At 70.4% G+C, this 12,632-nt stretch carries 12 protein-coding genes; 7 read left to right on the top strand and 5 right to left on the bottom strand.

The window, feature by feature from the left end:
* Positions 1-7: 7 nt before the first annotated feature.
* On the bottom strand, positions 8-2,083 hold the full coding sequence (gene tkt / locus ACFY5C_RS03260; RefSeq protein WP_389439808.1) for a transketolase: 2,076 nt from the start codon (positions 2,081-2,083) through the stop codon (positions 8-10).
* A 177-nt stretch (positions 2,084-2,260) separates the two neighbouring features.
* Between tkt and ACFY5C_RS03255 the strand changes: the two genes are divergently transcribed.
* Positions 2,261-3,148, top strand: coding sequence for a helix-turn-helix domain-containing protein (locus tag ACFY5C_RS03255; protein WP_389439807.1), 888 nt, complete (start codon positions 2,261-2,263; stop codon positions 3,146-3,148).
* A gap of 122 nt (positions 3,149-3,270) precedes the next feature.
* On the opposite strand, the gene ACFY5C_RS03250 is transcribed toward ACFY5C_RS03255, so the two are convergent.
* Together ACFY5C_RS03250 and ACFY5C_RS03245 are read right to left on the bottom strand one after the other, a co-directional pair.
* Complete coding sequence (locus tag ACFY5C_RS03250; RefSeq protein ID WP_389439805.1) at positions 3,271-4,629, bottom strand: rhodanese-like domain-containing protein; 1,359 nt, start codon at positions 4,627-4,629, stop codon at positions 3,271-3,273.
* A gap of 237 nt (positions 4,630-4,866) precedes the next feature.
* A complete protein-coding gene (locus ACFY5C_RS03245; RefSeq protein WP_389439803.1) occupies positions 4,867-6,264 on the bottom strand; it encodes a glycoside hydrolase family 16 protein in 1,398 nt (465 codons plus the stop codon).
* A gap of 229 nt (positions 6,265-6,493) precedes the next feature.
* Here ACFY5C_RS03245 and ACFY5C_RS03240 point away from each other — a divergent pair, with 229 nt between their 5' ends.
* Both ACFY5C_RS03240 and ACFY5C_RS03235 read left to right on the top strand, forming a co-directional pair.
* Entirely contained in the window at positions 6,494-6,781 is a 288-nt protein-coding gene (locus ACFY5C_RS03240; protein ID WP_389439801.1) for a DUF1905 domain-containing protein, read from the top strand.
* A gap of 77 nt (positions 6,782-6,858) precedes the next feature.
* Positions 6,859-7,062 carry a hypothetical protein gene (locus ACFY5C_RS03235; protein ID WP_389440729.1) on the top strand — a complete coding sequence of 68 codons (204 nt, stop codon included), beginning with the start codon at positions 6,859-6,861 and terminating at the stop codon, positions 7,060-7,062.
* Between the two features lie 188 nt (positions 7,063-7,250).
* Here ACFY5C_RS03235 and ACFY5C_RS03230 read toward each other — a convergent pair whose 3' ends face one another.
* A complete protein-coding gene (locus ACFY5C_RS03230; protein WP_389439800.1) occupies positions 7,251-8,039 on the bottom strand; it encodes an IclR family transcriptional regulator in 789 nt (262 codons plus the stop codon).
* A 46-nt stretch (positions 8,040-8,085) separates the two neighbouring features.
* Entirely contained in the window at positions 8,086-8,625 is a 540-nt protein-coding gene (locus tag ACFY5C_RS03225; protein WP_389439798.1) for a MarR family winged helix-turn-helix transcriptional regulator, read from the bottom strand.
* 121 nt (positions 8,626-8,746) lie between these two features.
* Here ACFY5C_RS03225 and ACFY5C_RS03220 point away from each other — a divergent pair, with 121 nt between their 5' ends.
* The 4 genes from ACFY5C_RS03220 to ACFY5C_RS03205 are packed head-to-tail and all read left to right on the top strand — an operon-like array spanning position 8,747 to position 12,528.
* A complete protein-coding gene (locus tag ACFY5C_RS03220; RefSeq protein ID WP_389439796.1) occupies positions 8,747-9,664 on the top strand; it encodes an SDR family NAD(P)-dependent oxidoreductase in 918 nt (305 codons plus the stop codon).
* A gap of 11 nt (positions 9,665-9,675) precedes the next feature.
* Positions 9,676-10,551, top strand: a complete 876-nt coding sequence (locus ACFY5C_RS03215; protein ID WP_389440679.1) for an amidohydrolase family protein — start codon at positions 9,676-9,678, stop codon at positions 10,549-10,551.
* Between the two features lie 10 nt (positions 10,552-10,561).
* A complete protein-coding gene (locus ACFY5C_RS03210) occupies positions 10,562-12,076 on the top strand; it encodes a long-chain fatty acid--CoA ligase (RefSeq protein ID WP_389439794.1) in 1,515 nt (504 codons plus the stop codon).
* Positions 12,073-12,528 (top strand): MaoC family dehydratase, encoded by a 456-nt coding sequence (locus ACFY5C_RS03205; RefSeq protein ID WP_389439792.1) that lies wholly within the window; start codon positions 12,073-12,075, stop codon positions 12,526-12,528. The genes ACFY5C_RS03210 and ACFY5C_RS03205 overlap by 4 nt, the downstream gene beginning before the upstream one ends.
* Positions 12,529-12,632: the final 104 nt, after the last annotated feature.

Here is a 12,632-nt window from a genome sequence, read left to right as displayed (position 1 = left end):
GGTCGGATCAACCACGCGCGGCGGCCAGCGATTCCCTGGCTGCGGCGGCGACGTTCTCGGGGGTGAAGCCGTACTCGGCGAACAGGGTCTTCGCGTCGGCGGAGGCCCCGAAGTGCTCCAGGGAGACGATGCGTCCGGCGTCGCCCACGAACCGGTACCAGGTCAGCCCGATCCCGGCCTCGACGGCGACCCGCGCCTTCACGGCCGGCGGCAGGACGCTCTCGCGGTACTCACGGGGCTGCTCCTCGAACCACTCCACGGACGGCATCGAGACGACACGGGTACCGATCCCGTCGGCCTCCAACCGCTCCCGCGCGGCGACGGCGAGCTGGACCTCGGAACCGGTGGCGATGAGGATCACCTCGGGCGTCTGGGTGGAGGACTCCCGCAGGACGTAACCACCCTTCGCCGCATCGGCGTTGGGAGCGTACGTCGGCACGCCCTGGCGGGTGAGCGCAAGTCCGTGCGGGGCGGGGTTGGTGGAGTGCCGCTCGAGGATCTCGGCCCAGGCGATGGCGGTCTCGTTGGCGTCGGCGGGGCGCACGACGTTCAGGCCCGGGATCGCGCGCAGCGAGGCAAGGTGCTCGACCGGCTGGTGGGTGGGGCCGTCCTCGCCGAGGCCGATCGAGTCGTGCGTCCAGACGTACGTCACCGGCAGCTGCATCAGGGCCGACATACGGACGGCGTTGCGCATGTAGTCCGAGAACACCAGGAAGGTGCCGCCGTAGATACGGGTGTTGCCGTGCAGGGCGATGCCGTTCATCTCCGCGGCCATCGAGAACTCGCGGATGCCGAAGTGGACCGTACGGCCGTAGGGGTCGGCCTCGGGCAGCGGGTTGCCCTTCGGCAGGAAGGAACTCGCCTTGTCGATGGTGGTGTTGTTGGAGCCGGCCAGGTCGGCCGAGCCGCCCCACAGCTCGGGGACGACCGTGCCGAGGGCCTGGAGCACCTTGCCGGAGGCGGCCCGGGTGGCGACCGACTTGCCCTCCTCGAAGACCGGGACCGTTGACTCCCAGCCCTCGGGCAGCTGCCCGGCGACGATCCGGTCGAAGAGCCGGGCACGCTCGGGGCTGGCCGCGCGCCACGTGCCGAGCTGCTTGTCCCAGGCGGCATGGGCCTCGGCGCCCCGGTCCAGGGCGCGGCGGGCGTGGGCGAGGACTTCGGCCGGGACCTGGAAGGACTGCTCGGGGTCGAAGCCGAGGATGCGCTTGGTGGCGGCGATCTCGTCGGGGCCGAGGGCGGAGCCGTGGGAGGCCTCGGTGTTCTGCGCGTTCGGGGCGGGCCAGGCGATGATCGTGCGCATCGCGATGATCGAGGGGCGCTCGGTCTCGGCCTGCGCGGCCCTCAGCGCCGCGTACAGCGCGTGGACGTCGATGTCACCGCCCAGCGAGGGCTCGATCCGCTGCACGTGCCAGCCGTAGGCCTCGTAGCGCTTCAGCACGTCCTCGGAGAAGGCGGTCGCGGTGTCGCCCTCGATGGAGATGTGGTTGTCGTCGTACAGGAAGACCAGGTTGCCGAGCTTCTGGTGGCCGGCGAGGGAGGAGGCCTCGGCGGCCACGCCCTCCTCCAGGTCGCCGTCGGAGACGATCGCCCAGATGGTGTGGTCGAACGGGGACTCGCCCTTTGGCGCGTCCGGGTCGAACAGACCGCGCTCGTAACGGGCGGCCATCGCCATGCCGACCGCGTTGGCGGCCCCCTGGCCCAGTGGGCCGGTCGTCGTCTCGACGCCCGCAGTGTGGCCGTACTCGGGGTGACCCGGTGTCTTCGAACCCTGGGTCCGGAAGGACTTGAGGTCGTCGAGCTCCAGCTCGTAGCCGGCGAGGAACAGCTGGGTGTAGAGGGTCAGCGAGGTGTGGCCGGGGGAGAGGACGAAACGGTCCCGGCCGGTCCACTCGGGGTCGGCGGGGTCGTGACGCATCACCTTCTGAAAGATCGTGTACGCGGCCGGGGCGAGGCTCATGGCGGTGCCCGGGTGGCCGTTACCGACTCGCTGCACGGCATCCGCCGCCAAAAGGCGGGCGGTGTCGACGGCACGCCGGTCGAGTTCGGTCCATTCGAAGCTGTCCGGTGTCTGCGTGCTCATCTTCAAAAAGTCCTCGATCGGAGCGAAGTGGCTGGTCCAACGCGTTCAAAACTAAAAGTCTGACTTTTACTAGGGAAGGTCGGGGTGTGCCAGGCTGTGGTGAAAGTGGGACACCGCGACGAGCGCCGCGCACGGCTGAGCGCGCCCCTCGCACGACTGAGACGGCACGAGACGGACATGGTGGACACAAGGGCCCAAGGCGGCCAGGCGATACGGACGTTTCCGTTCCCGGTCGATCTGAGCGTCCTCGGAGTCGGCATGCAGGTCGGCCCGATGGGCGCCGGCCGTACCTGGCACGCCGCCGACACACCGCTGGAGCGGGTGCATCGCATCGACTTCCACGTCGTGATGCTCTTCGACGAGGGCCCCGTTCGCCACATGATCGACTTCGCCGAGTACGAGGCGCAGGCCGGCGATCTGCTGTGGATCCGCCCCGGCCAGGTCCACCGCTTCGCGACGACCGGCGCCTACCGGGGCACCGTCCTGACCATGCAACCGGGCTTCCTGCCCCGCGCCACGGTCGAGGCCACCGGCCTGTACCGCTACGACCTCCCGCCCCTGCTCCACCCCGACGAGGCCCAACTCGGTGCCCTGCGTTCGGCCCTCGCCCACCTGCGGCGCGAGTACCAGGACACGACGACCCTCCCCCTGAGCCTGCACACGTCAGTGCTGCGTCACTCCCTCACGGCATTCCTCCTGCGCCTCGCCCACCTCGCGGCGAGCTCGGCCGAGGCCGAGCGGCGGCAGGGCGGCACGACGTTCACCCTCTTCCGCGACGCGGTGGAGCGGGGTTTCGCCACCAACCACAGCGTCAGTGCCTATGCCGACCAGCTCGGCTACTCGCGCCGCACCCTCGTGCGCGCAGTCCGGGCCGCAACCGGAGAGACGCCCAAGGGCTTCATCGACAAGCGCGTGATCCTGGAGGCGAAGCGGCTGCTGGCCCATACGGAGATGCCGATCGGCCGGGTCGGGGCGGCGGTCGGCTTTCCGGACGCCGCGAACTTCTCCAAGTTCTTCCATCAGCACACGGAGACGACGCCGGCGGCGTTTCGGGCGGAGCTGTGACGCTCCGCCGGGGTCGCCACGCGGTGGTGCCGCACCGGGTTGCCGGGCGCCTGCGGGTGCGTCGTGGCTGGTCGCGCAGTTCCCCGCGCCCCTAGGAGGTGGGGTGGTGGTGACGGGTGTCGTCATGCGCTGGTCTGCAACGGGCGGTCTGTGGCCCTCGACCAGTCGGTCGGGCCGCCCTTGAGGACCGACACGTTCGTGTGGCCCTCGCGTTGGAGGACGCTGGCGGCGGTCATCGCGCGTTCGCCGCGGGTGCAGTGCACCACCGGGCTCCTCGGTGCCTCGTCCGTACGGGTGGGCAGGGCGCCGAGTTCGATGCCGACGGCGTCGGGAATGTGCCCGGCGTCCCACTCGGACTGCTGGCGGACGTCCAGGACGGGACGGCCGCCTACGCCGTCGGCCGCCACGAACTCCACGCTCTCCCGCTCGCCCCCGTCGGCCGTCCAGGCGTCCATGGTCAGGTGCCCGTGCAGCCGGTCGTGCCCGATCTTCAGGGCCTGCCAGGTGAGCCCGGCCAGATCCTGGCCGGGCGCGGTGACGAAGACGAGCGGCGCGCCCTCGGGCAGCAGCCAGCCGAGCCAGACGGCGAACTGGTCACGCAGATGGATGGAGAGGGCGCCGGGGACGTGGCCGGCGGCGAAGTCCTCGACCGGTCGTACGTCGACGATCTGCGCGCCCAGGCCGAGCAGTTGGCGTACGTCGGACGCGGAGAGTCCCGGCAGCGAGGGCGCCGCGGCGAGGACCTCAGGGCCCCGCCGGTTGACCTCGGCCAGCCGGTCGAAGTAGGCGGGGTAGGACCCGAGGCCGCCGAGCAACTGCCGCACGAAGCTGTCCTCGTCCGGCGCGGTGAGCAGGTCGTTGGACCGCCTCTCGGCGCCGATGGTGGTGGTGCGCTCGGCGCCCTGCGGAGCCGAGCAGAAGGAACCGGCGCCGTGGGTCGGCCACACCGCCGTCGCGTCGGGCAGCCGGGCCAGACGGTGGAGGGAGCGGTACTGGGCGCGGGCGAGTTCCTCGGCGCGGTCCGCCCCGAGCAGGTCCGTGCGGGCGACCGAGCCGACGATCAGCGAACCGCCGCTGAAGACCCCCAACTCCCGTTCGCCGTCGAGGAGCAGGAAGGCAAGGTGCTCGTCCGTGTGACCGGGGGTGGCCAGCGCACGCAGGGTCAGCCCGCCCAGGTCCACCTCGTCGCCGTCGGTCAGGCCCCGATGTCCGAAGTCGCGCTGCCCGGCGGCGGACGCCAGCACCCTCGCCCCGTCGTCGGCCGCCAGCTGAAGCGCTCCGGTCAGGAAGTCCGCGTGCAGGTGGGTGTCGGCGGCGAAGGCGATCGCCAGCCCACGCCGCTGCGACTCGGCACGCACGGCGCGCAGATCCCGGCTCACGTCCACGGCCAGGGCACGCCCGTCGCCGAGGTCGACGAGATAGGCGCTGTTGCCGAGGCCTTCGTCGACCAGCGCAATCAGATGATCGTCGGCGAATCCCATGGGGTCCTCCATCTGCCACGGTACGCGTCGAGTGCCCCGTACACGCACTCTGACCCGGAACCGGTGATTTCCCCTCCCGGCCATGGTGCGGCCGACCGCCGACGTCGCCACCGTCGTCCCGCAGCCATGCCCCGCGAGGACCGGCTGGGACCGGCGCGTTCTCGCGGGGCAACGGGCGGCGCATGACTCGGCACGACTGGTCGGCAGGCGACTCGGCATGCCTCGTCAAGTCGCCGCTCAGCGGCCGAAGTTGAACCAGTTCACGTTCACGAAGTCCGACGGCTGGCCGCTGGTGAAGGTGAGGTAGACGTCGTGCGTGCCGGTCACCCCGCTGATGTTCGCGGGGATCGTCCGCCACGACTGCCACCCACCGGTGTTGCCCACCGCGAAACTCCCGACCGGCGCGTTGCTGCGGCTGTCCAGGCGCACCTCGACCAGACCGCTGACGCCGCTCGCCGCCCCACTCGCCACCCGGCCGACGAACTGAGTGGCCGCTGTGGAGCCGAAGTTGACGCCCCGGTACAGAGCCCAGTCGCCGCCCGCGAGAGAGCCGATGTTCTGGCCGCCGCCCGAGTCGGCCGTGGTCTCGGCGATGACCCCGCCCTGGCTGTCGTACGACTCGGCCTGGATGGCGCTGTAGGCGTCACGGTTGCCTGTCGGCGGGGGAGTGGTACCGCTCCCACTGGACAGCACCTGGACGTAGTCGACGACCATCGAGTGGCCGGGCACGGTCGCGCCGTCCGGGCCGCCGCCGAAGGCGTCGACGAAGCCGCCGCCCATCGCCACGTTCAGGATGATGTAGAAGCCGTGGTTGGTGGCGTTGCTCCAGGTCGTCGCATCCACCTGATCGGCCCGTACGGTGTGGTAATTGATGTCGTCGACATAGAAGCGGATCTGCTCCGGGCTGGTCGAGCGGTCCCATTCCACCGCGTACGTGTGGAAGCCCGCCTGGCAGGTCGCGCCGGGGCAGGCCCGGGAACCGCCGATGCCCGTCGTCTCGTTGCACGGCCCGCCGGGGCTCGTGCCGCAGTGCATCGTCGACCACACGGTGTTGAGGCCCTGGACGTTCTCCATGATGTCCAGCTCGCCGACGCTCGGCCAGTTCCAGTAGTTGCCGCGGTAGGGCGCGCCCAGCATCCAGAACGCCGGCCAGTAGCCGCGGGCGGCCGCGCCCGTGACGTTCGGCATCTGGATTCGGGACTGCACCCGCAGCTTGCCGCCCGCCGGCGGCTGGAAGTCGGTGCGGTTGGTCTCGATACGGCCGGACGTCCAATTGCCGGAGGCGTCGCGGCGCGGGGTGATGCGCAGGTTGCCGCTGCCGTCCAGGGCCACGTTGTTCGTGCTGGACGTCATGGTCTCGATCTCGCCGGTCCCCCAGTTGGCGGGACCGCCGGGGTAGCCGGTGCCGGTGGCGTACTGCCAGTTCGCGGTGTTGACGCCGGTGCCGGCGGCACCGGTGAAGTCGTCCACGAAGACCTGCGTCCAGCCCGACGGGGGCGCGGGAGCGTCGGCGTTCGCGGACGGGGTGGCGACCGTGGCGACGGCCGCCGCCAGACCCAGGGTGCTCAGGACGGCGACGAGGCCGCGCCGCAGCGGACGCCGTCGTCTGTGGGGTGTGCCGGAGGTTCCACTCATGTGAGGTGCTGCCTCTCGGGTACGGGGTGTGGGGTGCGCGGGTGCTCCGGAGAGCGGCTTGGGGTACAGGCTTGAGAGCGCTCTCAGAGTGTCGTCAATGTGCTCCTCGACTCTCGGGTCGTCAAGAGGTGAAACAGATAAATCCCTTGCGCCACAGGTAAGTTCATTCTGTGAATGCGTACCAGCACGGCCGGAGTGCGTCGCCCTGGAGAGAGAAGGCCCTGAACGCATGGAACTCGCCTTCACCGGTCCGGTCATCGAATGGCGTGGGCCGGCGCCGTACTACTTCGTCAGGGTGCCGGACGAGGAGGCCGCCGACATCCGCGAGGTGGCCGCGATGGCCACGTACGGCTGGGGCGTCATCCCCGTCGAGGCGCGGATCGGCGAGGTCGCCTTCGAGACGTCCCTCTTCCCCAAGGACGGCGGCTATCTGCTGCCGCTCAAGAACGCGGTACGCAAGCCGCAGGGGATCGAGGCCGGTGAAAAGGTGAGCGTCGAGATGACCGTCCGCCTGTAGGGCCGGTCCGGGCATGCCGGTGGCTGCACTTGCGGGCCGAACCGGTCGTGGTGCCGTCGCAGCGGCTTCGGTGCCCCATGCCAGGTGCCGAACAGCGCCATCGTGGCCGGGACCGGCAGTATCCGCACGACGGCGCCTTCATGACGGGCGCCTTCGCGCCGACCTTGCAGATCGGCCTCGGGCTCACCCCCGCGGTGCTGATCGACGCGGCCGCCGCGACGGTATCCGCCGCCGTGGCCTGTGACCCCTGGGACCCGTCGTGCGGATCAGCTCGGCTGTGAGGGTCGGTTCGTCTGGGCGGACCCGAGCGTTTGGGGCGTGCAGCTGCAAGGCGCGAGGAGGGAGTCGACGCGAGGGAGGTACCCCTCCCGCTCGAGCGAAGTCGAGAGTGGGGGAGTCGGCGACCGGCGACAGGCAGCAGATGCGCGTGCCAGGCCCCGCAGCGCCGGGATGATCCAAACGGCAGAGCCTAGGCCGCTGTCTCGGGCTGCCACCCCAGCGCCCGCGAGATCCCCCGCGCCGCCAGCCGTACGGCCGGCACCAACACCGGAACCTGTGCGTCGGCTTGGGGTACGACCACGGACACGGCGGCGGCGATCGTGCCGTCCGGGCTGCGGATCGGAGCGGCGACCGACAGGGCGTCGTCGGTGACCTGGCGGCTGCTCACGGCCACTCCGGTGCGGCGTACGTCGGCCAGCACGCGGCGCAGCCGGGCGGGGTCGGTGATGGTGTACGGAGTGAAGGAGGAGAGCGGCCCGGCGAGATACTGGTCCTGGAACTCCGCGTCGCTGTGGGCGAGCAGCGCGAGGCCGACCCCGGTGGCGTGCAGCGGCCAGCGGGCCCCGACGCGGATGTGGACGCCGACCGCGGAGCGTCCCGACAGCCACTCGATGTACACGACCTCGGGACCGTCCTGGACCGCCAACTGCACGTTCTCGTGCGTCGCTTCATACAGGTCCTCCAGGTACGGCAGCGCGATCTGCCGCAGCGCCGGCCCGCGCGGCGCGAGTGCCGCGAGCTCCCACAGCCGCAGGCCGACGTGGTAGAGACCGGATTCGTCCCGCTCCAGGGCGCCCCACTCGCTGAGCGCGGTCACGAGCCGGTGCGCGGTGGTCAGACTGAGTCCGGCCCGTCGGCTGATGTCCGTCAGGCACAGCGCCGGATGCTCGAGGTCGAAGGCTCCGAGCACGGACAGCAGACGGTCGGGCGCGGAACGCGTCCCTTTGGCCGGCGCGGTCGGCTCGGCGTCGGCGGTCATCGGCACCCCCATCACCCTGTGAAAACTGTGCGACCCGTCAAACCCGTCACGCCAGGCCGGACTCGCTGACCCTCTGCAGCAATGCGTGCAGCTGCTCGCGCTCGGCGGGGTCGAGAGGCTGGAGCAGCTCGTTGGTGACGCGCTGCCCGGCCTCGTCGGTGTCGCGCAGGAACGCACGGCCGCCCTCGGTCAGCACGATGATCCGGCTACGGCGGTCGTCGGGGGAAGGGCGCCGCTCGGCGAAGCCCTGCTTCTCCAGGTCGTCGACCAGGCCGACGATCGCGCTCGGGTCGTAGCCGAGCGACGTGCTCAGCTCGCGCTGGAGCGCGCCCGGCGTGGTGGCGAGGAACCGCAGGACCGCGTAGTGGCGCAGGCGCAGTCCCGACTCCTGGAGGGAGGCGTTGAAGAGCTGACCGGAGCGCAGGCCGAGGCGGTACAGCAGATAGCCCGTGTCGGAGTGCAGTCCCCGCATCCACGGCTCGTCGGCGTCGATCGGTGCGGGGTTCGTGGTCGGCCGGCTGGCGATGGCGGGCTCCCTGGTCGAGGCCCCGGGTGAGGGGGCGTGCGTACGTACTGCCCCCAGCATGACGCAAGGACGGGTCACCAACAACTATTGACGTCACCAATTATTGTTCCTACCTTCGATCTCGCACCGCCTTCGACATCGAAGTCGCACCACCCGCACCCCCACCCGAAGGGACCCGCCCGTGCCCAGCATCGATCTCACCGGCAAGGCCGCCGTCATCACCGGCAGCGGCCGGGGCCTAGGCCTGGCCTACGCCCACGCCCTGGCCGCCCACGGCGCCTCCGTGGTCGTCAACGACGTCGACGAGGCCGTTGCCGAGGCGGCCGTGAAGTCCATCACCGAAGCGGGCGGCACCGCCGTCGCCGAGGTCGTCCCGGTCGGCACGGCCGAGGCCGCGGACCGGCTGGTCGGCCGCGCGGTCGAGGAGTTCGGCCGGCTCGACGTCCTGGTGACCAACGCGGGCATCCTGCGCGACAAGGTCCTGTGGAAGATGACCGACGACGACTTCGACGCGGTGCTCACCACCCACCTCAAGGGCACCTTCACCTGCGCCCGCGCCGCCGCCGTCCGCATGCGCGAGCAGGGCGAGGGAGGCACCCTGATCCTGGTCGGCTCCCCGGCCGGGCAGCGCGGCAACTTCGGGCAGACGAACTACGCCGCCGCCAAGGCCGGCATCGCCGCCATGGCCCGTACCTGGTCGATGGAGCTGGGCCGCGCGAACATCACCGTCAACGCGATCGTGCCGGTCGCCGCGACCGCCATGACCGAGACGATCCCCGCGTTCGCCCCGTATGTGGAGGCGATGAAGAGCGGCGAGCCACTGCCCGACTTCCTGCGCAAGGGCGAGGGCTTCGGCACCCCCGAGGACTGCGCCGCCCTCGTCCCGTTCCTCGCCTCCGAGGCCGCCCGCGGCATCACGGGCCAGGCCATCGGCATCGGCGGTGACAAGGTGGCACTCTGGTCCCATCCGCAGGAGATCGCGGCGGCGTTCGCGGACGGCGGCTGGACCCCCGACACCCTGGCCGACGTCTGGTCCTCCTCGGTCGGCGCCGAGCTCCAGTCGGTCGGCATTCCGGCGCCCAAGTTCCCGGAGGCGTGATGGCCCCCTCCATGAATCCCGACGAGCTGGTCGCGATCGACGTCCACACCCACGCGGAGGTCTCCTCCAAGGGCCACTCCTCCCTGGACGACGACCTGCACGACGCCTCCTCGGCCTACTTCAAGGTCGAGGGCAAGCGGAAGCCGACCCTGGAGGAGACGGCCGCCTACTACCGCGAGCGGAAGATGGCCGCCGTGATCTTCACGGTCGACGCCGAGTCCGCGACGGGCACGCCACCCGTCCCGAACGAGGAGGTGGCCGACGCGGCCGCCGCCAACGCCGACGTCCTGATCCCCTTCGCCTCCATCGACCCCTTCCGCGGCAAGGCGGGCGTCAAGCAGGCCCGCCGCCTGGTCGAGGAGTACGGGGTGAAGGGCTTCAAGTTCCACCCCAGCATCCAGGGGTTCTTCCCCAACGACCGCTCGGTGGCGTACGACCTCTACGAGGTGATCGAGGAGACCGGCACGATCGCCCTCTTCCACACCGGTCAGACGGGTATCGGCGCCGGAGTCCCCGGCGGGGGCGGCATCCGCCTCAAGTACTCCAACCCCCTCCACGTGGACGACGTGGCGGCCGACTTCCCCCACCTGAAGATCATCCTCGCCCACCCGTCGTTCCCCTGGCAGGACGAGGCCCTCGCCGTCGCCACGCACAAGCCGGGGGTGCACATCGACCTGTCCGGCTGGTCGCCGAAGTACTTCCCGCCGCAGCTGGTTCAGTACGCGAACACCCTGCTCAGGGACAAGGTGCTCTTCGGCTCCGACTTCCCCGTCCTCACCCCCGACCGCTGGCTCGCCGACTTCGGGAAGCTGTCGATCAAGGACGAGGTCAAGCCGAAGATCCTCAAGGAGAACGCCGCCCGGCTGCTCGGGCTGACGACACCGTAAGGGGCGTGACATGCGCAACGAGGGACTGGGGTCATGGCCCGCACGCCGGGCCCGCAAGACCCCGCACCGCACCGCCCTGATCCACGGCGGGACGTCCACGGACTACCGCACCCTGCACACGCGCACGACCCGCCTCGCCCACGCACTGCGCGCCCGCGGCATCCGCCGCGGCGACCGCATCGCCTACCTCGGCCCGAACCACCCCTCCTACCTGGAGACCCTGTTCGCGGCGGGCACGCTGGGCGCGGTCTTCGTCCCCCTCAACACCCGCCTGGCCGGCCCCGAGATCGCGTACCAGCTCGCCGACTCCGGCGCCAAGGCCCTGCTCTACGGCCCGTCACACACCGGTCTGGTCGCAGGACTCCCCGGCAGCACCGATGTCCGCACCTACGTCGAGCTGGGACCCGAATACGAGGAGGCGCTCGCGTCGGCGTCCGAGGAGCCGATCGACACACCGGTCACCCCCGAGGACACCTGCATCATCATGTACACCTCGGGCACCACCGGGCGCCCCAAGGGCGCGATGCTCACCCACGGCAACATCACCTGGAACGCGCTGAACGTCCTCGTCGACACCGACCTGATCGCCGACGAACGCGCCCTGGTCAGTGCCCCGTTGTTCCACACGGCGGGCCTGAACATGCTGACCCTGCCCGTGCTCCTCAAGGGCGGCGCCTGCGTCCTGGTCGAGGCCTTCGACCCGGAAGCCACCTTCGACCTGATCGAACGGCACCGGATCACCTTCATGTTCGGCGTGCCGACCATGTTCGACCAGGTCGCCAGGCACCCGCGCTGGCCCGAAGCGGACCTGTCGTCCCTGCGCATCCTGACGTGCGGCGGCTCCCCCGTACCGACCCCGCTCATCGCCGCGTACCAGGAACGCGGCCTGACCTTCCTCCAGGGCTACGGCATGACGGAGGCCGCGCCCGGAACCCTGTTCCTGGACGCGGAACACGCTGTCACCAAGGCCGGCTCGGCCGGCGTGCCGCACTTCTTCAGCGATGTACGCGTCGTGGGGCCGGACCTCGCCCCCGTCGACGTCGGCGAGACCGGCGAGGTCGTGGTCCGCGGCCCCCATGTCATGCCCGGCTACTGGGGGTTGCCCGAGGAGACGGCCGCCTCCTTCGCGGACGGCTGGTTCCGCAGCGGGGACGCGGCCCGAACCGACGAGGACGGCTACGTCTTCATCGTCGACCGCATGAAGGATCTGATCATCTCCGGCGGCGAGAACATCTACCCCGCCGAGATCGAGGACCTGCTCCTCGCCCACCCCGACATCGTCGAATGCGCGGTGATCGGGGTGCCGGACGACAAGTGGGGCGAGGTACCGCGCGCGGTCGTCGTGCCCCGCGAGGGCGCCACCGTCGACCCCGACGAGGTGCTGGCCTCCCTGTCCGGACGGCTCGCCAAGTACAAGATCCCGAAGTCGGTCGTCCTCGCGGACGAACTCCCGCGCACCGCCTCCGGAAAGCTCCTCAAATCCCGTGTCCGTACCCGGTACGGCAAGAGTGAAGGAACCGCATGACCATCACCGTGAACGGCCTCGACGAACTGAAGAAGCTGGCCGGCAGCGACCTCGGCACCAGCGAGTGGATCGAGATCACCCAGGACCGCATCAACACGTTCGCCGACGCCACGGGCGACCATCAGTGGATTCACGTCGACCCGGAGCGGGCGGCGGAGGGGCCCTTCGGCGCGCCCATCGCGCACGGATATCTGACGCTCTCCCTCTTCATCCCTTTGTTCACCGAGCTGTTGGATGTCCAAGGAGTGACGACGAAGGTCAACTACGGGCTGAACAAGGTGCGTTTCCCGTCTCCGGTGAAAGTCGGGTCGCGGATCCGGCTCATCGGTAAACTGGCCGAGGTGCAGGAGGTACCGGGCGGTGTACAGATCGCCGTGGACGGCACGATAGAGATCGAGGGCGGGGCCAAGCCGGCGGCGGTACTGACAAGTCTGTCCCGGTTCTACAGCTGAGGTGTTTCATTACCCCGAAGCGGTACCGATATCCCCCAGTCGGGTGCATAGTTTGGTCATCAGCGGGGTACTAGCGACCCCGCGGCTGTAACGTGCTGCCAGAG

The sequence above is a fragment of the Streptomyces sp. NPDC012935 genome, assembly GCF_042900345.1.
In the GTDB taxonomy this organism is placed as follows: domain Bacteria; phylum Actinomycetota; class Actinomycetes; order Streptomycetales; family Streptomycetaceae; genus Streptomyces.
This window is presented reverse-complemented; position numbering and strand designations above follow the sequence as displayed.

Bases quoted from the DNA above. Each gene is read 5' to 3' on its own strand.
- ACFY5C_RS03250 (WP_389439805.1), bottom strand. From the start codon at position 4,629: ATGGGATTCGCCGACGATCATCTGATTGCGCTGGTCGACGAAGGCCTC.
- ACFY5C_RS03255 (WP_389439807.1), top strand. From the start codon at position 2,261: ATGGTGGACACAAGGGCCCAAGGCGGCCAGGCGATACGGACGTTTCCG.
- ACFY5C_RS03225 (WP_389439798.1), bottom strand. From the start codon at position 8,625: ATGCTGGGGGCAGTACGTACGCACGCCCCCTCACCCGGGGCCTCGACC.
- tkt (WP_389439808.1), bottom strand. From the start codon at position 2,083: ATGAGCACGCAGACACCGGACAGCTTCGAATGGACCGAACTCGACCGG.
- ACFY5C_RS03205 (WP_389439792.1), top strand. From the start codon at position 12,073: ATGACCATCACCGTGAACGGCCTCGACGAACTGAAGAAGCTGGCCGGC.
- ACFY5C_RS03240 (WP_389439801.1), top strand. From the start codon at position 6,494: ATGGAACTCGCCTTCACCGGTCCGGTCATCGAATGGCGTGGGCCGGCG.
- ACFY5C_RS03235 (WP_389440729.1), top strand. From the start codon at position 6,859: ATGCCAGGTGCCGAACAGCGCCATCGTGGCCGGGACCGGCAGTATCCG.
- ACFY5C_RS03245 (WP_389439803.1), bottom strand. From the start codon at position 6,264: ATGAGTGGAACCTCCGGCACACCCCACAGACGACGGCGTCCGCTGCGG.
- ACFY5C_RS03215 (WP_389440679.1), top strand. From the start codon at position 9,676: ATGAATCCCGACGAGCTGGTCGCGATCGACGTCCACACCCACGCGGAG.
- ACFY5C_RS03210 (WP_389439794.1), top strand. From the start codon at position 10,562: ATGCGCAACGAGGGACTGGGGTCATGGCCCGCACGCCGGGCCCGCAAG.
- ACFY5C_RS03230 (WP_389439800.1), bottom strand. From the start codon at position 8,039: ATGACCGCCGACGCCGAGCCGACCGCGCCGGCCAAAGGGACGCGTTCC.